21 protein-coding genes are annotated in these 20,455 nt (G+C 53.5%); 12 read left to right on the top strand and 9 right to left on the bottom strand.

The features are described from left to right. Positions 1–14 precede the first annotated feature (14 nt). Both fmt and rimO read right to left on the bottom strand, forming a co-directional pair. Positions 15–962, bottom strand: a complete 948-nt coding sequence (fmt, locus tag G3I67_RS03440; protein ID WP_163652091.1) for a methionyl-tRNA formyltransferase — start codon at positions 960–962, stop codon at positions 15–17. Positions 963–1,003: 41 nt separating this feature from the next. Continuing rightward, positions 1,004–2,320 (bottom strand): 30S ribosomal protein S12 methylthiotransferase RimO, encoded by a 1,317-nt coding sequence (gene rimO / locus G3I67_RS03435; protein ID WP_163651590.1) that lies wholly within the window; start codon positions 2,318–2,320, stop codon positions 1,004–1,006. Between the two features lie 122 nt (positions 2,321–2,442). On the opposite strand from rimO, the gene rsmB reads away from it, so the two are divergent. The 3 genes from rsmB (at position 2,443) to G3I67_RS03420 (ending at position 6,856) form a co-directional block, all read left to right on the top strand. Further along, positions 2,443–3,771: a 16S rRNA (cytosine(967)-C(5))-methyltransferase RsmB gene (gene rsmB / locus G3I67_RS03430; RefSeq protein ID WP_163651589.1), complete on the top strand. Its 1,329-nt coding sequence runs from the start codon at positions 2,443–2,445 to the stop codon at positions 3,769–3,771. A 75-nt stretch (positions 3,772–3,846) separates the two neighbouring features. After that, the gene (locus G3I67_RS03425; RefSeq protein WP_163651588.1) at positions 3,847–6,117 is read left to right on the top strand and encodes a sensor histidine kinase; all 2,271 of its coding nucleotides are present in this window, start codon (positions 3,847–3,849) and stop codon (positions 6,115–6,117) included. A 49-nt stretch (positions 6,118–6,166) separates the two neighbouring features. Next, positions 6,167–6,856, top strand: coding sequence for a response regulator (locus G3I67_RS03420; RefSeq protein WP_163651587.1), 690 nt, complete (start codon positions 6,167–6,169; stop codon positions 6,854–6,856). A gap of 9 nt (positions 6,857–6,865) precedes the next feature. Here the strand turns inward: G3I67_RS03420 and G3I67_RS03415 are convergent, their stop codons facing one another. Then, positions 6,866–7,852: an XdhC family protein gene (locus G3I67_RS03415; RefSeq protein WP_163651586.1), complete on the bottom strand. Its 987-nt coding sequence runs from the start codon at positions 7,850–7,852 to the stop codon at positions 6,866–6,868. Positions 7,853–7,947: 95 nt separating this feature from the next. Here G3I67_RS03415 and G3I67_RS03410 point away from each other — a divergent pair, with 95 nt between their 5' ends. Beyond that, entirely contained in the window at positions 7,948–8,763 is an 816-nt protein-coding gene (locus G3I67_RS03410) for a sulfite exporter TauE/SafE family protein (protein WP_163651585.1), read from the top strand. A 29-nt stretch (positions 8,764–8,792) separates the two neighbouring features. Here the strand turns inward: G3I67_RS03410 and G3I67_RS03405 are convergent, their stop codons facing one another. Continuing rightward, complete coding sequence (locus G3I67_RS03405; RefSeq protein ID WP_163651584.1) at positions 8,793–9,716, bottom strand: methyltransferase domain-containing protein; 924 nt, start codon at positions 9,714–9,716, stop codon at positions 8,793–8,795. Positions 9,717–9,966: 250 nt separating this feature from the next. Between G3I67_RS03405 and G3I67_RS03400 the strand changes: the two genes are divergently transcribed. Then, positions 9,967–10,530 (top strand): ComF family protein, encoded by a 564-nt coding sequence (locus G3I67_RS03400; protein ID WP_163651583.1) that lies wholly within the window; start codon positions 9,967–9,969, stop codon positions 10,528–10,530. Then, positions 10,502–10,972 (top strand): tRNA (cytidine(34)-2'-O)-methyltransferase, encoded by a 471-nt coding sequence (locus G3I67_RS03395; protein ID WP_163652089.1) that lies wholly within the window; start codon positions 10,502–10,504, stop codon positions 10,970–10,972. The genes G3I67_RS03400 and G3I67_RS03395 overlap by 29 nt, the downstream gene beginning before the upstream one ends. Here G3I67_RS03395 and G3I67_RS03390 read toward each other — a convergent pair. The 5 genes from G3I67_RS03390 to G3I67_RS03370 form a co-directional block, all read right to left on the bottom strand. Beyond that, positions 10,969–11,970 carry a Bug family tripartite tricarboxylate transporter substrate binding protein gene (locus G3I67_RS03390; RefSeq protein ID WP_163651582.1) on the bottom strand — a complete coding sequence of 334 codons (1,002 nt, stop codon included), beginning with the start codon at positions 11,968–11,970 and terminating at the stop codon, positions 10,969–10,971. The two genes, G3I67_RS03395 and G3I67_RS03390, sit on opposite strands and share 4 nt — an antisense overlap. A 21-nt stretch (positions 11,971–11,991) precedes the next feature. Further along, complete coding sequence (locus G3I67_RS03385; protein ID WP_235931659.1) at positions 11,992–13,056, bottom strand: NAD(P)H-dependent glycerol-3-phosphate dehydrogenase; 1,065 nt, start codon at positions 13,054–13,056, stop codon at positions 11,992–11,994. Between the two features lie 8 nt (positions 13,057–13,064). Further along, on the bottom strand, positions 13,065–13,592 hold the full coding sequence (secB, locus tag G3I67_RS03380; RefSeq protein ID WP_163651581.1) for a protein-export chaperone SecB: 528 nt from the start codon (positions 13,590–13,592) through the stop codon (positions 13,065–13,067). Positions 13,593–13,668: 76 nt separating this feature from the next. Continuing rightward, positions 13,669–13,926 carry a glutaredoxin 3 gene (gene grxC / locus G3I67_RS03375; protein WP_163651580.1) on the bottom strand — a complete coding sequence of 86 codons (258 nt, stop codon included), beginning with the start codon at positions 13,924–13,926 and terminating at the stop codon, positions 13,669–13,671. 13 nt (positions 13,927–13,939) lie between these two features. After that, positions 13,940–14,353 (bottom strand): rhodanese-like domain-containing protein, encoded by a 414-nt coding sequence (locus tag G3I67_RS03370; protein ID WP_311197041.1) that lies wholly within the window; start codon positions 14,351–14,353, stop codon positions 13,940–13,942. A 153-nt stretch (positions 14,354–14,506) separates the two neighbouring features. Between G3I67_RS03370 and gpmA the strand changes: the two genes are divergently transcribed. The 6 genes from gpmA to G3I67_RS03340 all read left to right on the top strand — a co-directional run bounded on the left by gpmA (position 14,507) and on the right by G3I67_RS03340 (position 20,440). Then, positions 14,507–15,259, top strand: coding sequence for a 2,3-diphosphoglycerate-dependent phosphoglycerate mutase (gene gpmA, locus G3I67_RS03365; protein ID WP_163651579.1), 753 nt, complete (start codon positions 14,507–14,509; stop codon positions 15,257–15,259). Between the two features lie 11 nt (positions 15,260–15,270). Continuing rightward, a complete protein-coding gene (locus G3I67_RS03360; RefSeq protein WP_163652084.1) occupies positions 15,271–16,719 on the top strand; it encodes a murein hydrolase activator EnvC family protein in 1,449 nt (482 codons plus the stop codon). 50 nt (positions 16,720–16,769) lie between these two features. After that, entirely contained in the window at positions 16,770–18,185 is a 1,416-nt protein-coding gene (locus tag G3I67_RS03355) for a S41 family peptidase (RefSeq protein ID WP_163651578.1), read from the top strand. Further along, a complete protein-coding gene (locus G3I67_RS03350) occupies positions 18,185–18,676 on the top strand; it encodes a peroxiredoxin family protein (RefSeq protein ID WP_163651577.1) in 492 nt (163 codons plus the stop codon). The genes G3I67_RS03355 and G3I67_RS03350 overlap by 1 nt, the downstream gene beginning before the upstream one ends. A gap of 71 nt (positions 18,677–18,747) precedes the next feature. Then, entirely contained in the window at positions 18,748–19,644 is an 897-nt protein-coding gene (gene argB / locus G3I67_RS03345; protein ID WP_163651576.1) for an acetylglutamate kinase, read from the top strand. Positions 19,645–19,651: 7 nt separating this feature from the next. After that, a complete protein-coding gene (locus G3I67_RS03340) occupies positions 19,652–20,440 on the top strand; it encodes a pyrimidine 5'-nucleotidase (protein WP_163651575.1) in 789 nt (262 codons plus the stop codon). The last annotated feature ends 15 nt before the right edge of the window (positions 20,441–20,455 follow it).

Below are 20,455 nucleotides of genomic sequence, written 5' to 3'. Positions count from 1 at the left end.
TTGCGCGATTCCCCTCAAGTGTTAGGCGACCATCCTTGCACGAAGATTTCGACAGATTGTCTTTTACCTCCCGCCCGTTGAAGCTCGGTCAAGCGAAGCGTCCCCGGATTGCACGTGATGTCGATTCCTTGTTGTGAAATCGATAGCACTTTTCCGGGTTCGGTGGACGAGCTCTTCTCATCCAAAAGCTCCGCACGCCAGACTTTGACGGGGTCTGCAATGCCGGGCAGCATGATGGTTGTTCCGGGTGCCGGATTGAATGCCCGGATCCGTCTGGCCAATATCGAGGCAGGCTGAAGCAAGTCAAGCGCGGCCTCAGCTTTGTCGAGCTTGGCAGCATAGGTGACGCCTTCTGCGGGTTGTGGGATCCGCTGCAAAAGGTTGCGAGGCAGGGCCTTCAACGCATCGACAATCAATCGGGCGCCTTGTGCCGCGAGTTTGTCGTGCAGCGTAGCAGCGGTGTCTGTCTGTGTAATCGGCAGTGATTCAACAAGCAGCATGTCGCCCGTATCCAAGCCGATATCCATCTGCATAATGGTGATGCCTGTCGCGGCATCGCCGGCTTCGATTGCGCGTTGAATCGGGGCCGCACCTCGCCAACGCGGCAAAAGGCTGGCATGAATATTCAGGCAACCATAGCGCGGGGTCTCAAGCACCCATTGAGGCAGAATCAGGCCATAGGCCGCAACGACCAGCACATCCAAATTGGCGATTTTCAGTGCTTCCTGACCCGCGTGAGCCTCTTCGGGATACTTTCCGTCCAGTCGCAGACTGCGAGGCTGGGCGATCGGTATTTTGTGTTCAATCGCTAATTGTTTTACGGGGCTTGGCGTCAGCTTAAGGCCTCTGCCGGCCGGACGATCCGGCTGAGTCAGTACAAGCGGAACGTGATAGCCCGCATCGATAATCGCCCGCAGGGCAATACGGGAAAATTCCGGCGTGCCGGCAAACCCGACCCGCATAGCTGTTGCATCCTGGTTCAAGTGACGCGCCTATAGAAAAATTAGATTTTGTCTGCCCAAAGGTCGTATTCGTCCGAATCGGTTACGCGAACTCGGACCATGTCGCCGGGCTTGAGCGAGTCTTCGCTATCGACGTAAACATTGCCGTCGATTTCCGGGGCATCCGCGCTTGATCTGCCGATGGCGCCATCTTCGTTGACTTCGTCGATCAATACATCGATTTCTTTGCCGACGCGACGGGCAAGACGGGCAGTGGAAATGGCTTGTTGGTGAGCCATGAAGCGATCCCATCGCTCTTGCTTAACCTCTTCGGGGACGGCGCCTTCAAGAGCATTGGCCGCAGCGCCCTCGACGGCGGAATATTGAAAACAGCCGACACGATCAAGCTGTGCTTCTGTCATCCAGTCCAGCAGATATTGAAAGTCGCTTTCGGTTTCGCCCGGAAACCCGACGATGAAAGTTGACCGCAAGGTCAAGTCCGGGCACTGCGCACGCCATGCCTGAATGCGCGCAAGTGTTTTATCTTCAAAGGCGGGACGTTTCATTGCCTTAAGTATGCGGGGGCTGGCGTGCTGAAACGGGATGTCCAGGTAGGGAAGAATCTTTCCTTCAGTCATCATGGGGATGACTTCGTCGACATGAGGATAAGGATAAACATAATGCAGACGAACCCAGATTCCCAGTTCAGACAATGCGTCGCATAGTTCGGTCATGCGCGTTTTGACCGGGCGACCGTTCCAGAAACCGCTGCGAAATTTGACGTCTACGCCATAAGCGCTTGTGTCTTGCGAAATCACCAGTAATTCCTTGACGCCGGCACGCGCCAGTCGTTGCGCTTCGTCAAGAACATCTCCGACAGGACGGCTGACCAGATCGCCGCGCAGGGAGGGAATAATGCAAAAACTGCAACGATGGTTACATCCTTCCGAGATTTTCAGATAGGCGTAATGGCGTGGAGTGAGTTTGATTCCTTGCGGAGGAACCAGGTCCAGTAAAGGATTATGTTCTTTGCTCGGCGGGGCGGCTTCGTGGACGGCGCGTACGACCTGCTCATACTGTTGAGGTCCTGTGACCGCCAGTACACTCGGATGAACATTGCGAATGGCGGACTCTTCCACGCCCATGCAACCCGTAACAATGACCTTGCCGTTTTCTGCAATGGCTTCACCGATTGCGTCGAGCGATTCAGCTTTGGCGCTATCGATAAAGCCGCAGGTATTGACAACAACGACGTCCGCATTGTCGTAGTCGGGCACGATTTGGTAACCCTCAGTGCGTAGCTGTGTAAGGATGCGTTCGGAATCTACGAGAGCTTTGGGACATCCGAGACTGACAAAACCGACTTTTGGGGAGGACATGATGGCACCTGGGGGATAAAACCCGCGAAAAATAGACCGCTATTTTAGCTTGGAGCCCATATTGAACCGGATTCCCGCAATTTGCCTTCCCGCGTCCAGCGCCAAGACCCTACAATCAGGGTATGAATCAAGTATCGCCTACCCTATCCCAAAGCCTGTTGGCCGCCGCCCGGGCCATTGCCGCTGTTGAAAACGGTCAGTCGCTGACCGAGACTTTGAGTGAAACTCCCGCCGATCTTCGGCCTTCAGCGCAGGCACTGGCCTTTTATGCCATGCGTCATTGGGGTGAAGCGATTGCGATACGCCGATTGCTTGTCCAGCGTGAGCCCTCTAGTCCGGTTGTGGGGGCTTTGATCGGGTTGTCTTTGCTTTTGCTCGATGTGGCGATGCAGGAGGATCGGAATAAGCTTGACTCGATGGCGCCGGTCTACACCCCGCATGCACTGGTAGACCAGAGCGTTCAGGCAACGCAGTTACAGCGAGCATTGATTAATTACAAAGGGTTGGTCAATGCTGTATTGCGTCGGTTCCAGCGTGAATGTGCGCAAATTCATGCTGCCATTGCCAATGATCCGGAGGCGCGCTGGAATCACCCGATGTGGTGGATACGCGCCCTTCAGAAGGCCTATCCCGATCAGTGGCAGCAGTTATTACAGACAGCCAATTTACATCCACCATTGACTCTTCGCGTCAATGTGAGCGTGACATCCCGTGAAATGGTGCAGGATGCATTTAATCAGGCCGGTATATTAGCGACTCCTTTTGGTGACGCAGGCCTGGTTCTGCAAGAACCCAGGCCAATCACATCCTTGCCCGGTTACGATCAGGGTTGGTGGTCAGTGCAGGATGCGGGTGCTCAACTGGCGGCTCCTTTGCTTGGCCTGAAACCGGGAATGCGTGTATTGGATGCGTGCGCCGCACCGGGTGGCAAGACGGCACATATGCTTGAGTTGGCTGATGTCGAATTGACCGCTCTTGATGTCGATTCAAAACGCCTTGAACGGGTTCAAAGCAACCTGGAACGATTGAAGTTGATGAGATCGGGGGTGCGCCTGGTCGCCGAAAGCGCACTGCGTTCTCATCTTTGGTGGGATGGTGTCGCTTTCGATGCGGTGTTGGCTGATGTGCCGTGCACAGCATCGGGAATCGTGCGTCGCCATCCCGATATCCGCTGGCTCAGACGCCCGCAGGATATCGCCCAGACTGCTAAGCTGCAACGCTCTATTCTGGATTCGCTGTGGAGTGTCGTTGCGCCAGGTGGCAAGCTGTTGCTTGTGACGTGTTCCATATTTCCCGAAGAAGGGGAGATGCAGGCGCAGGCGTTTTTGCAGCGCCATGCCCAGGCGCAGAGGTTGCCCGCGCCTGGACAACTGTTGCCTATGCAGGCAGACGACACGAATCCCGCGGGTCGGGATGGGTTCTTTTATGCCTTGTTTGTTCGCCGACCGTAATAAATTTCGAATTGTTTATGACATTTTCCATGCGCGGCTTCGGCTTGATAGGACGTTTCGGGACATGGTGAAGCAATGAATTGGTTCTTGCGCATCGCATTGTTCGTTGGTGTGGCCAGCGGCGTATGTCTGTTCGTGCTTTTGGCGTGGTCTACGGGAAATGCCTCAAGGGTCGCCCGTTATCAGACCTTGTTGTTGTGGTTGAACGGCGCGTTAGCCCTCGCCTTGTTCATCTGGGTCGTTGCGTTGACGTCCAAGCTGATCAGTGAACGTTGGCGCGGTAAATTCGGCGCGCGACTCACCGGTCGTTTTGCGCTTGCTTTTGCCTTGATCGGTGTGTTGCCCGGAGCATTGATTTATACGGTATCGATTCAATTCATGACTCGGTCGATCGAGTCCTGGTTCAACGTCAGGGTGGACACAGCGCTCGAGTCCGGAATTGCGCTCGGGCATGCGGCAGTCGACACGCAACTTGCCGAGCTTGAGGCACGTGCAAGGGTCATGGCGCCCGAGCTAAACAGTACTCCTGATGCGGATATCACGAGCGTTCTGACGCGTTTGCGGGAGTCGAATGTTTCGATCGATGCGATGGTATTTAGCGGCAGCGGTCGAATGATTGCGTTTTCAACCGACAAACTGGGTTCGCTTTCTCCCGCATTGCCGCCCCATGCTGTCTTGAATCAGCTTAGGCTGACCCGTAGCTATGCCGCTGTGGACAGCGATGATCCGAGTTCGCCTTTATACGACAGCGGCTTGCAGTTGCGTGTCATTGTTCCTTTGGGATCTCCGGAGCGAAGCGAAATTCTGCTTGGCGTGAATACGGAATCGAGATGGTTGCAGTTGATACAGCCCATATCGGAAAAAATAGCCCGCAATGTCAGTGAAGTTCAAAAAGGCAACAAGGACTATCAGGAGTTGGCTGAATCGCGGCAAAGTCTGCGACATCTGTTTGAAGTGACGTTGACACTGGCGTTGTTGTTGGCGGTTTTCGCCGCCATTACGGTCGCACTGTATATTTCAAAAAAATTGGTGAGCCCGTTGCTTGCGCTCGCATCCGGAACTCAAGCTGTGAGCGTGGGCGATTATCGGGCGTTGCCGGAGCCTTACTCCAACGATGAAGTAGGGCAGTTGACGCGTTCTTTCAACGAGATGACCCGTCAGCTGGAAGAGGCTCGCCGTCTGGTCGAGAGTAATCGGCAGCAATTGGAGCGATCGAACGTCTATCTCGAGAGTGTTCTGGCCAATCTGTCGACCGGGGTGCTGGTTTTCGATGAGCAATTCCGTATCACGACATTTAACAAGGGTGCGCAAAAAATATTGGCGATAGATTTGCGTGCGGCCACCGGTCGCCCGCTTGAGACCATTGACGGGATGCTGGATTTTGCCAGAATGATTCGGCAGGCATTTTTTGACCATACGGCAGTCGGGTCGGAAAGAACCCACTGGCAGCAACAGTTCGAGATCACTTTGCAGTCGGCCTCCCCGGACGCGCAAGAGCATACGCTGATTTTGCTGGCGCGAGGATCGCATTTACGGATCCACGGCCGCGGTAACGGATATATGGTGGTTTTCGACGACATTACGGAAGTGATTTCGGCCAATCGGAGCGTGGCCTGGGGTGAAGTCGCACGAAGACTCGCCCATGAAATCAAGAATCCGCTCACGCCTATTCAACTTTCGGCAGAGCGATTGGCAATGAAATTGGCGCATAAGCTTGATCCTGTCGATGCTCAATTGCTCGAGCGCGCCACCACCACCATCGTGAATCAGGTGGGATCCTTGAAGCACATGGTGGACGATTTCCGCGAATATGCGCGTAAACCGGCGGTCGTGATGGTTCCGGTTGATTTCAATGCGCTTGTTGCGGAGGTGTTGACCCTTTACGGCTGGGATCCTGTGGAGGGGATGGTAAAAGATGCGCAACACCCCTGGCAGCTTGAAGTGTCTCTTCAGAAAGACTTACCGATGATCATGGGTGATCCGACCCAATTGCGACAAGTCGTACACAATTTGCTTGCCAATGCACGCGATGCGTTGGTGGATGGGCCGGAGCTTGGAGTCATTGAGATATCGACCCAGTTAACCCAAGGCGGGGACAAGGATGAAGGCCTTCCTCTGGCGGTCAGATTTACTGTTTCGGATAATGGTCCGGGGTTTTCCCCCCAGATTTTGCAACGAGCTTTCGAACCCTATGTGACTACGAAGGCTCAGGGAACCGGTTTGGGTCTGGCGATTGTACGTAAGATCATTGAGGAGCATGCTGGCCGGATCGATCTGTCGAATCGACGGGATGGTGGAGCGAGAATTTCGATTTTGCTGACGCGTCTAGCGACAGAAGTGGACTAGACCGTCTAAGATGAGCATAATGCAGGTGTGTAACAGGTAAAAGTGATTTATGGCACGAATTTTAGTTGTCGATGACGAGATTGGAATACGCGAACTGCTATCCGAAATTCTCTACGACGAAGGACATACTGTCGAGCTGGCCGAGAACGCTTCGCAAGCTCGTGCGTCTCGATTGCGCATCAGGCCTGATCTGGTACTGCTCGATATCTGGATGCCGGATACGGATGGCGTCACCCTTCTAAAAGAATGGGGATCGCAAGGGTTGCTTGATATGCCGGTGATCATGATGAGCGGTCATGCAACAATCGATACCGCTGTTGAAGCCACTCGGATCGGTGCCATCGATTTCCTTGAAAAACCGATCACGCTGCAGAGATTGTTAAAGACTGTTCAGGCAGGATTGGCCCGCTCGCGCATGCCAATTATCAAATCTTCTCTTGGGATTCCGCCGGGGACAGTTGCCGCTGCGCCTCAGGCCGTTGTTGAAGCTCCCCCGAGTCAACCCGAGGAAGCTCCTGCTCCAGAAAATGTGGATAACAGCTTGCTCGGTGGGATTTCACTCGATCAGCCACTGCGCGAGGCTCGTGACGAATTCGAGCGGGTGTATTTTGAATATCATCTCGCACGTGAAAATCACAGCATGACCAGAGTGTCCGAGAAAACAGGGCTTGAGCGTACCCACTTATATCGCAAGCTCAAGCAACTGGGCATCGAGTCCCGCAAGCGCGGAAGTGCCTAACGATTATTCTCAGGGCTTGATGGTCGGTGGCTGATTGAGTCCGCCAATGCGCTCGTCTTCGAATTTTCTTCTGATCTGAACAAGTTCGGCGGCCACGGCAACGGCTATCTCGGCCGGGGTACGGCTGCCGATTTGCAAACCGACCGGCCCATGCAGTCTGTCAACCTCTTGCTCTGTCAAGTCAAAGCTTAACAAGCGTTCGCGACGTTTACTCTGATTGCGAACAGAACCTAGCGCACCGACATAAAAAGCCTTTGACTTCAACGCTTCAAGCAAGGCCATGTCGTCCAGTTTCGGGTCGTGCGTGATGGCAACTACTGCTGTTCTCGAGTCGGTGTGGATAGCCTCGATCGCATCATCGGGCATTCCCGGCTGCAAAGTGACGCCCGGCAGATTCCAGTCAGCCGTGAATTCTTCCCGAGGATCACAGACAATTACCTGAAACTCGAGCATGGCAGCGATCTGGGCAAGCGCAAGCCCTGTTTGATTTGCTCCAATAATGAGCAATCTCCAGTGTGGGCCGTAAACGAAATGACAACCCGCCTCGGTGACTTCAGTAAGCTGTCCGGGACGCGCGTCCGTCAGTTTGGATTCGCCGGATTTCAAATCCAGCCAACGTCCCACTAATTGTTGCTGTTCAGTTTGCTTGACGACCTGTTCAAGCCAGTTGCTAGGCGATAACGGCTCCACCACTAGTCTCAATGTGCCACCACAAGGCAAGCCGAATCTTGCAGCTTCTTCTTGCGATACCCCGTAAAGCACGAGTTCGGGCCTGGAAGGTAAACGGTTTTCTTGAGCGCGTACGATCAAATCGTCTTCGATGCAGCCTCCCGAAACCGAGCCCACGACGCAACCATCAGCTCGAACAGCCAGCATAGCTCCGGCCTGACGCGGGGCTGATCCCCAAGTTTTGACCACGGTCGCCAAGTGGACTTGATGTCCGCCATCACACCAATGAAGGGCTGTTTTTAAAACTTCTGTATCGAGTGAGTCCATGCTTTAGTTGCTTATTCGACTTGAACTTCTGTTGCTAGGGTTGTTCAGTCAGTATACTGACCCACTTTTCGTACGTACAGAGCGGGCGCAATCAAATGGATCCATTGTTTATTTTTCTTTTGGCTATTCTTGGCTGCGTCACCGGTTTTGCAGCCGGACTGCTTGGCATCGGTGGCGGGATGATATTGGTCCCTTTTCTGACGTATCTGCTGACTTGGCAAGGGTTGCCGGTCAACATCGTAGTCCACACCGCGATTGCGACCTCAATGGCTTCGATTTTATTCACTTCTGTTTCCAGCGTGCGCGCGCATCAGAAAAAAGGTGCTGTCAGGTGGGATCTGGTGTTGGCATTCACTCCGGGCATAGTTGTTGGCGGATTGCTATCTGGCGGAACAGTTTTTGCGGCATTAAAAACTGGTTGGCTTGCCTTGTTTTTTGCCATTTTCGTCACATATTCCGGCTATCAAATGCTCAGGGATAAAAAACCAAAGCCTTCGCGTCAGATGCCGGGGGCTGTCGGTACGGCGGGAGCAGGCGCCGGGATAGGATTTTTGTCAGGATTGGTTGGCGCTGGCGGCGGATTTGTTTCCGTCCCTTTCATGCTTTGGTGCAATGTACCTTTGCACCAGGCCGTTGGGACTTCTGCAGCCCTGGGGTTTCCGATCGCGTTGGCTAATACGATCGGCTATATCTGGTCCGGCTTGAAGCAACCGGATTTACCGGCCGGGATGATCGGGTACGTATATTGGCCAGCGTTACTCGTATTGGTGTTGTTTAGCGTGTTTACCGCACCTATTGGCGCAAAGGTTGCGCACAGCCTGCCAGTTAAAACGCTCAAGCGGGTTTTCGCGTTCTTGTTGTTTGGTCTGGCCGCGTACATGGCAACAAAGGCTTATGTAGCCTTTTCCTAACGCCAGGAAGTGTCGGTTCGAATGGCTGATTAATTTTTTCGTTTAATCGCATTGACGCTAATTCGTGTTTCACCGGGTGCCGTTCGTAACGTGGCGGCTCGCCAGGCGTGACCGTATGCGACTTCGACCGTTAAGTGGATTTTGCCGTCGGATTTACGCTGTGTTTCGAGTGCATTGAGCAATCGCTGACGCCATTGCCGTCCGCGTAGTCCAGCTTGACGACCAATTGCCGGATTGCCACCAAGTGCCCGCACGTCTTGCAGTAATTTTTCGGGCGTCGAATAAGTTAGTGTGAGTATTTCCTGATCCATGACCGGGTCGGCAAAACCTTTTTCCACCAGCAGATCACCAAAGTCATGCATGTCTACAAATGCGGGCGTGGCGGTTTTTAAATCGGCCTGTTCCAGCGCAAGACGTAACTCTTTCATCGTCGCGGGACCGAAGCATGAAAAAAAAGCAAGGCCATTAATTTTGAGTATTCGTCCCCACTCGGCAAGGACATCATGCGGTGAGGGATGCCAATGTAATGCGAGGTTGGACCAAACTAGTTCGAGCGATTCGGGAGTCAGAGTTGTGCGGGCTAAATCGGCCTGCAACCATTCGACCTTGGGTAAATCACCCTTGAAGCGATCAATCCATTGACGCAAGCCGCCGGGTTGTTGTGCTTGAACCAGTTTCTTTGCCTTGGCAAGCAGGTCCGGGTTGAAGTCCTGACCGGTGTAAGTCGCCTGAGGATAACGTTGATGTAATAGCGCAAATTGATGACCTGCCCCACACCCGGCATCCAGCATTTTTGAGGGCTGCAAGCGAATGAGGCGAAGGCGTTCGTCCATGCGCCTGGCAATTTCCCCATAGAGAAACTGAGCCTCGGATAAATCACCGCGGCGCGAGAATTGGCGCTGTACGTGAAGCGGGTTGATTGGTAATGGAGCGGGGGCGGACGATTGAGTCATGGCATGTCGTTTTGAATTGAATCTCCATCAGAATGGACAGACAGGAGATTCGTCAATGTACTCTATCCTTAACTCGATTCGAAACCGCATGCATTCCCAGTGCCCCTTGTGCCTGCTTGACGCTCGCGGAGGCCGTTTATGCGTTGGTTGCCTGGCGGATGCCACAGCAGATCGAAAGGGCATTGAAAGATGCTTGCAATGCGCTAGTTGGTTAGCGAAGCATGACAAATCAATGCGCTGTCAAACGTGTATGGACAATCCCCCCATTTTCGCCAGGGCGGTTTGCGCTTTCGATTACGGTTTTCCTATGGATATGCTGATCAATGGCTTTAAGGAGCAGGGAAAACTAGCCTATGCCGAGATGTTCGCAAGCATGCTCTGCGGGTCGATGAAAGAAAGTTCCGGGGAAATGTTTGATGTGGATTTTTTGATTCCAGTTCCTGCCGGCGTGAGTTCACTGTTGCGTCGGGGTTTCAACCCTGCGGGAGAGATCGCCCGCGCGCTTGCCAGTCTCACCGGAATTCGGCTTTCGAGGAACTGGCTGTTTCGCGACCGTCACGCATTGCCGCAAAAGACCATGACGCTTGCGCAAAGACGTCAAAGTGTCGAGGGCCTTTATCGTTGCGACAGACGATTGCCGCCCGTGTGGGTGGGATTGGTGGATGATGTCATGACAACCGGCAGCACTTTGAATGCCTGTGCACAAGCACTGATTGATGCGGGTGTTCAGGGTGTTGTTGCACTGGTCGTGGCGCGTACGCCGCAGGTCTGGCAAAATGACGGCTATGTTTCACGTCATACTGGTTCAGCCTGAAATCCCCCCTAACACAGGTAATGTCATTCGCTTGTGCGCGAATGCGGGAGCACAATTGCATCTTGTCCGCCCATTGGGTTTCGAGATTGATGATAAACGTTTAAAACGTGCAGGACTCGATTACCACGAGTGGCAGCCTGTGCAGGTGCATGATTCATTATCCCTCGCGCTTGAGGCAACCGGTGCCGCGACGAATCGTTGTTTTGCCATGACAACAAAGGGCAGTCGGTTGATTGGCGAGATGTCATTCCAGCCAGGGGATGTGTTTGTTTTTGGTCGTGAAACGGCCGGACTTACGGCTGAGCAAATCGACCTGTTTGCCTCATCACAGCGATTGAGGCTGCCCATGCAACCGCTGCAGCGAAGCTTGAATTTATCCAATGCGGTCGCGGTCGTTGTGTTCGAGGCTTGGCGGCAGCAGGGTTATGAGGGCGGTGTCTAATCGAGCGACAACTGCAGTTGTTCGATCACTTTTTCCCAGCGCGCCTGTTCCGCAACAATTAATTGGCGCAAGTCTTCGGATGATGAACCTATCGGCGTGAAGTATTGCGCGATCAATTTCTTTTTCACGTCATCGCTTGAAATGATGTCGGCAAGACTTTTTTGCAATGTTTGGATGATGGCATTCGGCGTGCTTGCCGGGGCCAGAATCGCATTCCAGGAGATGGCTTCGAATCCGGGCCAACCTTGATCAGCCAAAGGCTGAATTCCGGGAAGTGTATCGATCGTGGTCAGACTTGCCAAACCCAAAGCTTTGATTTTCCCTTCCTTGACTTGTGGCATGGCAATCGCAGGCACCATGAAGGCCGCATGAATATCGCCTGCCAGCATCGCGGTCGTAATCTGTGGAAATCCCGGATAGGGTATGTGTAACAAATCGATATTTGCCTGACGCTTGAAGAGTTCCATCGCAAGTTGAGATGCGCTACCGGGTCCGACCGAACCATAGTTTAGTTTTCCGGGACGGGCTTTGGCTTGCGAGATAAAGTCTTTAGTCGTGCCGGCAAAGGATTCATTGACAACAAGAATATTTGGGCTTGTGGCAACGATTGTTACTGGTGACAAATCTGTGCGCGGGTTGTATCCAAGAGACTTTTTGTAGAGAGCCGGCGCTGTCACTAGCGGACCATTGATGGTGTAGAGCAGTGTGTAACCGTCAGGGGCAGCTTGGGCGACAAATCTGGTGCCAATATTGCCTCCCGCTCCGGGTTTGTTTTCGACAATGACACTTTGTGCCAGCTTTTTCCCCAGTGGTTCGGCGATTGCGCGCGCGAGAAGATCGGGTGAGGATCCGGCCGGAAACGGCACAATCAGGTGGATCGGACGATCTGAGGGCCATGCGGCTTGAACGGGGGAAAAGAGCGAAACAAAAGGGAGTAATAACAAACCGATAACAGCGAAGATTTTGTTGCGAATGTTCTTGTGATGCAGGAATGGCATATCAGGTTTGAAGTAAAAGAGTTATTCCGATGTTGCGTCTCGAGCCAGCAATTGGGAGACTGCTAGCCTAGGAGTGACATGGTGATAAAGCACGTCGCATACCGCGCGCGTAATCGGCAGATCAACGCCTAGTTGATTGGCGCGAATCAGAACCGCCTTGGCGCAGCGGGCACCTTCGGCCGTCAGTCCTTGAGCCAGCACTTCGTCAAGAGACTGGCCTTTGCCTATGGCGAGCCCCACCTGTCGATTACGCGACAGATCTCCTGTCGCGGTCAGGACGAGATCACCTAGTCCGGTCAATCCGAAAAATGTGGAGGCTTGTGCTCCCAATGCTTCGCCAAACCGTCTGATTTCGGCAAGTCCGCGCGTGATGAGCGCTGCCCGGGCGTTGGTGCCTAAACCCAGTCCGTCACTGATGCCGCAGGCAATCGCGATAATGTTTTTCAATGCCCCGCCGATTTCCACGCCGATAACATCACTGCTTGCGTAGACCCGGATCGTTCCGCCATGAAAAGTTTGTATGCAAGCTTCGCGCAAGGCCGCGTCCGTACTTGCTATAGTCAATGCGACCGGTAGGTTTTGTGCGACTTCCAGGGCAAAAGAAGGTCCCGACAGCACGCCAATTGCAATCTCGGGTAGCTCCGACAATGCTTGCCTGGCGATTTCACTGGGTAACTGTCCGGATTCGGCATCCAGCCCTTTGCAGGTCCAGATGATGCCTGCAATTTTGCGCCCGCTTTGTTTTAGCGATTTCGAAATCTCCAGGCAAATTTGTCTCAGGCCAGCTAGTGGGACACCAAGGATCAAAAGTCCGGGACAAGGGCCGGTTGTCGCATGGTTGATTGCGTGCTCAAACTCGGATGTGCAGACTAACGATTCGGGAAGTTTGATGCCCGGAAGGTAGCGCGCGTTCAACCCCGTGCTCTGAATTTCGCCAATCAACCCGGCATTGCGGGCCCACATCATTGTCGACGAATTGGCGCTGGCTGCAATTGCAAGCGCATTGCCCCATGCTCCCGCCCCCAGCACGGCAACGTGCCGCATTTGAAGGGTTGTCGGGCTCACGGGATCCGGCTTGAGTTGCATGCGAAAAATTATTGGCGCGTCATGCCGGGGGGCAAAATCAGGCCGGATTCTTCGTTGTGTGACGCGGCAGGTGCTGCATTCTGTCCGGCGGAGGCTTGCGCTTCGGCCAGTCGCTGTTCGTAAAGAGCCTGGAAGTTGACTTCAGCCAGATGGATAGGGGGCAGGGATGTGCGCGTAATGGCATCGGCGATGTTCGAGCGCAGATACGGATAAAGCATAGTTGGGCAAACAATGCCCATCAGCGGATCGATTTGTTCGGCGGGGATGTTCGCGATCTGGAAAATACCAGCCTGTGTGGCTTCGACCAGATACAAGACTTTGTCATTGATTCGAGTCGTGACTGTCACTGTGATCGTGGATTCGAACACCGTTTCGGCCAAGGCCTGGCCCCCGATGTTTATGGAGACGTCAACGCCTGGCGCTTCTTGTTCGAGGAAGATGGCCGGCGCGTTTGGCATCTCGAGTGAGAGGTCTTTGAGGTAGACGCGCTGCATGTTGAAAGCGGGGGCGTTGTTTTGTTCGTTTTGATCTGACATTTTGAATCCCGATTATTCAGGTGAGAAAGAGAGTGGCTCGCTTGATTCGCAAGCCGTCGTAATAGGTGTCTATGAGTTATTGGCCAAGCAAAGGCAACAGTTTGCCTTCACGATCAAGCGCAGACAGATCGTCGAAACCACCTACATGCGTGTCGCCGATATAAATTTGAGGGACTGTGCGCCTGCCTGTGCGCTCCATCATGATCGCTCGCTGATCAGTATCAACGTCGATGCGGATTTTTTCGATTTCTTTCACTCCGCGCTGATTCAGAAGCATTTCCGCACGTGAGCAATAAGGACAATAGCCTGTTGTGTACATGACGACTTTATTCAATTTGTGCTCCTAGTTATTTGTTGCCGGTGACAGGCAAGCCGGCGGTAGACCAGGCCCGCATTCCGCCTTCGAGGACGGTAACTTCTGCCAAGCCGAGCGAACGTAGTTTTTTTGCTGCGCCGACCGCGCTGCGGCCTTGGTCGCATACGACGATGACGGGCTTGTTTTTGGGCAAGCCTGCAACTTTTTTGTCGAGTTCGGCAAGGGGGATGTGGCGAGCCTGAGGTATATGCCCGGCGTTGAATGCATCCGCCCCGCGGATATCCACCAGAACGGCGTGTTGATGATTCATCATTTGTACGGCGGCAGAGGGCGATACGGCCCCGCTACCGCCGCCGCGTTGAAGCATGGGCCAGGCCAGCATCAGGCCGGATCCGATAGCGACGACGATTAAGAGAAGATTTCCGGGGTCGGCGAAGAATTCCACGTTATATCCATCAGGGCGTGCACCCTGTTTAAAACTGCGGTTAAAAAACGGTCGTAGCCAAGCTGTAAAAGGTCGTTTGACAGCCTTTACGCTACCATCATGAAGAACAATTATAAAATGGTGTTTTCATCAACACTTTAACCTGTGTCTGCCATGTATAAACTTGTCCTGATGCGTCACGGCGAAAGCCAATGGAACCTTGAAAACCGTTTTACCGGGTGGACTGACGTCGACCTGACCGATACCGGTCGCGAGCAGGCCAGGCGCGCAGGCGAGCTCTTGAAAGAAAAAGGTTTTGAGTTTGATTTGGCGTGCACTTCGGTACTCAAGCGCGCCATACGCACGCTTTGGATCGCCCTGGATGCGATGGATCGCATGTACACCCCGGTGCAAAACAGCTGGCGCCTGAATGAGCGCCATTATGGTGCGTTGCAAGGGCTAAACAAGGCCGAAACTGCCGCCCAATACGGCGATGAGCAAGTACTGATCTGGCGTCGCGCATATGCGATTGCGCCTAATCCGCTCGCTCTGGACGATGAGCGTCACCCGAAGTTCGATGCGCGTTATCAAGGCATCCCGGTCGATCAGTTACCGGCGACAGAGTGCTTGAAAGATACGGTATCGCGCGTGTTGCCTTACTGGAACGAGACAATCGCGCCAGCCATCAAATCAGGCAGTCGTGTGCTGATCGCTGCGCATGGCAACAGCTTGCGCGCACTTATCAAGCATCTGGACAACGTATCGGATGATGACATCGTCAATTTGAATATTCCGACAGGTCAGCCTCTGGTATATGAGTTGGATGCCGATTTACGCCCGATTCGCCACTACTATCTGGGCGATGCTGCCGAAATCGAGGCTGCAATGGCCGCGGTCGCAGCACAAGGCAAGGCAAAAAAGAGCTGATTTTGAGGCGTTTGGTCGCGTACGGGGCGTGCATAGTGCTGGGATTACCGGCACTTATACCCCTTGCGTCGGCAAAAGATCCCGATAATCAGACTCGTCAATCTCAGGCTGAGCAGGAGCAGGCGGCGCTACGCGAACGCATTCAAGCACTGCAAAAGCAAATCGACGAGCGCGAGGCTGCTCGCAAAGAGGCCGCCGATGCCTTGAAATCGACCGAAACCGCTATCTCGGTCATTAATCGCAAAATCACCGATCTGAACGCTCAGATGGTGAAGGCACAGGCTGAACTTGATGGACTGCAGGTCAAAATCAAGCGTCAGCAAGGCGTGATGGAGCTGCGCCGTCAGGAGCTGTCCCTTCAGTTGCGCAAGCAATATCAGAGCGGGTTGTCCCCCTGGTCAGCACTATTGTCCGGTGACAATCCTGATGAGTTAGGCAGAAACCTCGCTTATCTGGATTATGTTTCGCGTGCCCGGGCTGAAACCGTGACGGCTCTGCGCAAAGAAATCGAAACGCTTGCCCAGCTCGAGGCGCAAGCCGATTCCCGAAAACAGGAAATTGCACGATTAGTGCGTGAAACCACGGAACAAAAAAACGCACTTCAGGTCCAACGATCCGAACGCAGTACGATTTTGGCTCGAATCGAGGGGCAGTTAAGTGCGCAACGATCCGAGGCGGCTCGTCTTGAGCGGGACGAAAAGCGGTTGGCGACATTGATCGATGATTTGGCCAAGCAGATTCAGGCTGCACGACAGGCGGCGGAAGCGGCCCGAAAGGCTGAAGAGGCCAAGCGTGCCGAGCAGGCTCGAAAGGCGGCGGAAGTAAGGCGTGCCGAGGAAAAGCGTCGTCAGGAAGAGGCGAGCCGTGCGGCAGAAGAGGCGCGAGCGACCGCTCGCGCTGCCAAACAGGCTGAGGCGGAGGAGCGTGAGCTAGCGCAGGCGCGTGCCAAGCGAGCAGAACAGGAGGCCGCGCAAGCTAAACGCGCGGCTAATGAGGCTGCGAAGCAGGCACGCGAGGCGGAAACAACGAGCCGAGATGCCCAGACCGCAGCGGCAACGCCCCTGCCTTCGGGAGCCGGATTAAAGCCGGGATTGCGCTGGCCTGTGGCAGGTTCGGTCATGGCGAGATTCGGTACCGATCGTCCGGAGGGCGGAGTGTGGCGCGGCATTCTGATCAAGGCAGGGGATGGTACGCCAGTCCACTCGGTTGCTGCAGGTACGGTTGTTTATTCGGCTTGGTTGAGGGGATTTGGTAATTTAATGATCGTCGACCATGGCCAAGAGTTTCTTACGGTTTACGCATATAACCAAAGTTTATTGAAGCAGGTCGGGGATTCGGTCAAGGCCGGAGAGACAATCAGTTTAGTTGGCAATACAGGTGGACAGCTTGATTCCGCCCTATACTTCGAGGTACGCCATCGTGGTGCGCCGGTAGATCCTGCAGCATATCTATCGCGCTAAAGAAATCTCTGCCAATGGCAGCATAGTGAGTGTTTTATTCGGGAACGTGCATGGGCACTAGAAAATTTCGCAGTTTCGGTCTGGTTTCTGCCGGCGTGGTTGCCGGCATCCTTCTCAGTCTGGGGATCAGTGCGGTTGCGCAACGTGGCTCAACGTTGCCTTTGGATGAACTCAGGCAGTTTTCGAGTGTTTTTGCCGCAATCAAGAACAACTACGTAGAGCCAGTCGGCGACAAGAAGTTGATCGATGGTGCTATTTCGGGCATGTTGTCCGACCTGGATCCCCATTCCGCCTATCTGGATGCTGATGCCTTCAAGGAAATGCAGACTGCCACGCAAGGCGAATTCGGCGGCTTGGGAATTGAAGTCGGAACCGAAGATGGTGTTGTCAAGGTCATATCACCGATCGAGGATACTCCGGCTGCGAGAGCGGGTATTCGTGCGGGTGATTTGATCGTCAAGATCGACAATACTTCCACCAAGGGTATGAGTTTGACCGAAGCGGTCAAAATGATGCGAGGAAAAGTCAAGACACCTATCACCTTGACGATTGTGCGCGAAGGCCAAACCCAACCTATCGTAGTCAAGATTGTGCGCGATACGATTCGCGTGCGGAGCGTTCGAAGCAAAATGCTCGATGACAATATCGCGTATGTGAGAATCGCTCAGTTTCAGGAAAAAACCGGAGCCGATCTTGTCCGTCATCTAAAGGAGTTGGGGGCCAAAGGTGCGCCTCGCGGACTTATTCTTGATATGCGCAATGACCCCGGTGGTCTGCTCAATAGCGCGATTGGGGTGTCCGCTGCTTTCTTGAAGCCTGATGTGTTGGTGGTGTCGACCGATGGTCGTGCTCCCGATTCCAAACACAAGTACATGGCCAATTCAGCAGACTATGCGCGAGGGGATTCGGATTATCTAACCGGATTGCCGGGTTGGGTCAAAACCGTTCCGATGGTTGTGCTGGTGAACGTTGGATCCGCCTCTGCTTCAGAAATTGTTGCCGGCGCTCTGCAGGATCATAAGCGCGCGACTATTATGGGTAACCGAACGTTCGGTAAAGGATCCGTGCAGGTTGTTTTGCCTATTTCGGATTCGACGGCAATCAAGCTGACCACTTCACGTTACTTCACACCTAGCGGTCGGTCGATTCAGGCTACTGGAATTGTGCCCGATGTTGTTGTGGCCGATACAGCCGAAGGTGATTTGTTCCGTGCTTCACGGGAAGCGGATTTACAACGGCATCTCACGAATAGTCAGGCAACCGAAACTGAGGGTAAATCTACCGCGCCTGAAGCCGAGCTTGCAGATACAAGCAAAGTCTTCCAGTTTGGTTCACCTGAAGATTTTCAGTTACAGCAAGCCGTGAATTATCTCGAAGGCAAGCCTGTACAGAAGGCGACTTTGCGCCCTAAGACCGCATCGGCAGAGGGAGCCGCTACGGAGAGTAAAACGGGCAAGAAGAAGTGATGAAAAAGCTTTTTATTCTGGCGCTTGTCATTGCTTTGGGTGGCGGAGCATTTTGGTTTGTTTCGCGTCCCGTCAAGCAGGCTCCCGAGGTAACCTTTTCGACGCTTACTGGTAAGCAGATCACGACCTCCGAGTTGCGCGGCAAGGTCGTTCTGGTCAAGTTCTGGGCAACCAGTTGTGTGACCTGCGTTGCGCAAATGCCGAATAATGTCGAAAACTTCAATAAATACAAGGATCAGGGATTCGATGTCATCGCCGTCGCCATGCAATACGATCCGGCTAACTACGTGGTTAATTTCGTGGAAACGCGCAATATCCCGTTCACCGTCGCGCTTGATTCGCGCGGTGTGGTTGCAAAAGCGTTTGGAGACGTTAAATTGACTCCTACCGCGTTTTTGATCGGTAAGGACGGTCAGATCATCAAGCGTTATGTAGGTGATTACGACAAGGCCGAGTTTCGGGCTACGCTCGAAAAAGCATTGGCGAGCTGATGCACATCCGATTAAATCATTCGATCTCAAAACATTCCGATTAATTTATCTCCAACCCATTCATCTGCGCCATGACCAGTCAAACCGATTCAACGACTCCCGCATCAGTTGTCGCTAATGTGCTTTCCGAAAGTTTGCCGTACATCAAGCAATATCACGGCAAAACAATCGTCATCAAATACGGTGGCAACGCCATGACGGAAGAGGTTTTGCAACGCAGTTTCGCGCATGATGTCGTATTGCTGAAGTTGATCGGCCTGAACCCTATCGTTGTGCATGGCGGAGGACCGCAAATCGATGAAGCACTGAAGCGTATCGGCAAGCAAGGCACATTCATTCAGGGTATGCGGGTTACAGATGCCGAGACGATGGAGGTCGTCGAGTGGGTGCTTGGTGGTCAGGTGCAGCAGGATATTGTGTTGATGATCAACGAGGCAGGCGGCAAGGCGGTTGGTTTGACCGGCAAGGATGGCGGCTTGATTCGCGCTGCCAAGAAAATGATGGCTAATAAAGATGATCCGTCCAAGCCAATCGATATCGGTTTTGTTGGTGAGATTGAGGCGATTGACCCTGCGGTCGTGAAAGCATTGCAAGACGATCAGTTTATTCCCGTGATTTCTCCGATCGGATATGGCGTGGATGGGTTGGCGTACAACATCAATGCGGATATCGTGGCCGGCAAAATTGCCGATGTGCTGGGTGCCGAAAAGTTGTTGATGATGACCAACACGCCCGGCGTATTGGATAAAGACGGCAACTTGTTGCGCACGTTGTCTGCGACGACGATTGATGCACTTTTTGCCGATGGCACTATTTCCGGTGGAATGCTGCCTAAAATTTCTTCGGCATTAGATGCGGCGCGCAATGGCGTTAAATATGTTCATGTTGTGGATGGTCGCGTTCCTCATTGCTTGTTGCTCGAAATCCTGACTGATCGGGGTGTGGGCACAATGATTACCTCCGAGTAATTCGCCGGTGACGATCCGGCGTCAATTACAGCATCCTCCCGTGCGCACTAGGCGCGCGAGGGTGCATGGCACAGCATCCCTGACGCACCAAGGGCATGTTCATCTTAAGAACGAGGGCAAGGGGCCGGTCTGGTTTTTTGACCTCGATAACACCCTTCACGACACTTCATTCAGGATATTCAAGGAAATCAATATCGGCATGACTGCCGCGGTGATGGAAAGCCTGAATGTCGATGAGCAAACAGCTAACGTCCTCAGGACCAAGTATTGGAGACGTTACGGCGCAACGATGATCGGGATGGTTAAGCACCATGGAATAAGTGCCCGATCATTTTTGCATCGCAGTCATAGTTTTGATGTCGCCCCACTCATTCGTGCTGAAACAGGATTGGCATCCAAGCTCAGCCGGTTGCCCGGGCGTAAAGTCCTGGTGACCAATGCACCTCTTCATTACGCGCGTGCTGTTCTCAAGCATCTGCGAATTTTGCGTTGTTTCGATAGTCTATGGGGTGTTGAAGAGATGCTGGTGCATGGGCACTACCGTCCAAAGCCATCCGTCTCGATTATGCGTTATATCCTTGCGCATGAGGGCGTTTCCCCTCGTCGGGCTATTTTGGTCGAGGATACGCTTGAAAACCTTCGCGGTGCCCGGGCGGCTGGCATGAGAACCGTTCACGTATTTCATCCCGGCACACCTTTTGCACACGGTAAAAGTGGTCGCCCCGATTTTGTTGATTTACGCGTGAATTCGATCGGACATCTGTTGCTGCAACGACGCCCGGTTCGTGGAGCCTGAATCAATTCACCAAAT

This window comes from Sheuella amnicola (assembly GCF_010499255.1).
Taxonomy (GTDB): domain Bacteria; phylum Pseudomonadota; class Gammaproteobacteria; order Burkholderiales; family Burkholderiaceae_B; genus Zwartia; species Zwartia amnicola.
This window is presented reverse-complemented; position numbering and strand designations above follow the sequence as displayed.

Bases quoted from the DNA above. Each gene is read 5' to 3' on its own strand.
- fmt (WP_163652091.1), bottom strand. From the start codon at position 962: ATGCGGGTCGGGTTTGCCGGCACGCCGGAATTTTCCCGTATTGCCCTG.
- rimO (WP_163651590.1), bottom strand. From the start codon at position 2,320: ATGTCCTCCCCAAAAGTCGGTTTTGTCAGTCTCGGATGTCCCAAAGCT.
- rsmB (WP_163651589.1), top strand. From the start codon at position 2,443: ATGAATCAAGTATCGCCTACCCTATCCCAAAGCCTGTTGGCCGCCGCC.
- G3I67_RS03425 (WP_163651588.1), top strand. From the start codon at position 3,847: ATGAATTGGTTCTTGCGCATCGCATTGTTCGTTGGTGTGGCCAGCGGC.
- G3I67_RS03420 (WP_163651587.1), top strand. From the start codon at position 6,167: ATGGCACGAATTTTAGTTGTCGATGACGAGATTGGAATACGCGAACTG.
- G3I67_RS03415 (WP_163651586.1), bottom strand. From the start codon at position 7,852: ATGGACTCACTCGATACAGAAGTTTTAAAAACAGCCCTTCATTGGTGT.
- G3I67_RS03410 (WP_163651585.1), top strand. From the start codon at position 7,948: ATGGATCCATTGTTTATTTTTCTTTTGGCTATTCTTGGCTGCGTCACC.
- G3I67_RS03405 (WP_163651584.1), bottom strand. From the start codon at position 9,716: ATGACTCAATCGTCCGCCCCCGCTCCATTACCAATCAACCCGCTTCAC.
- G3I67_RS03400 (WP_163651583.1), top strand. From the start codon at position 9,967: ATGGACAATCCCCCCATTTTCGCCAGGGCGGTTTGCGCTTTCGATTAC.
- G3I67_RS03395 (WP_163652089.1), top strand. From the start codon at position 10,502: ATGTTTCACGTCATACTGGTTCAGCCTGAAATCCCCCCTAACACAGGT.
- G3I67_RS03390 (WP_163651582.1), bottom strand. From the start codon at position 11,970: ATGCCATTCCTGCATCACAAGAACATTCGCAACAAAATCTTCGCTGTT.
- G3I67_RS03385 (WP_235931659.1), bottom strand. From the start codon at position 13,056: ATGCAACTCAAGCCGGATCCCGTGAGCCCGACAACCCTTCAAATGCGG.
- secB (WP_163651581.1), bottom strand. From the start codon at position 13,592: ATGTCAGATCAAAACGAACAAAACAACGCCCCCGCTTTCAACATGCAG.
- gpmA (WP_163651579.1), top strand. From the start codon at position 14,507: ATGTATAAACTTGTCCTGATGCGTCACGGCGAAAGCCAATGGAACCTT.
- G3I67_RS03355 (WP_163651578.1), top strand. From the start codon at position 16,770: ATGGGCACTAGAAAATTTCGCAGTTTCGGTCTGGTTTCTGCCGGCGTG.
- G3I67_RS03350 (WP_163651577.1), top strand. From the start codon at position 18,185: ATGAAAAAGCTTTTTATTCTGGCGCTTGTCATTGCTTTGGGTGGCGGA.
- argB (WP_163651576.1), top strand. From the start codon at position 18,748: ATGACCAGTCAAACCGATTCAACGACTCCCGCATCAGTTGTCGCTAAT.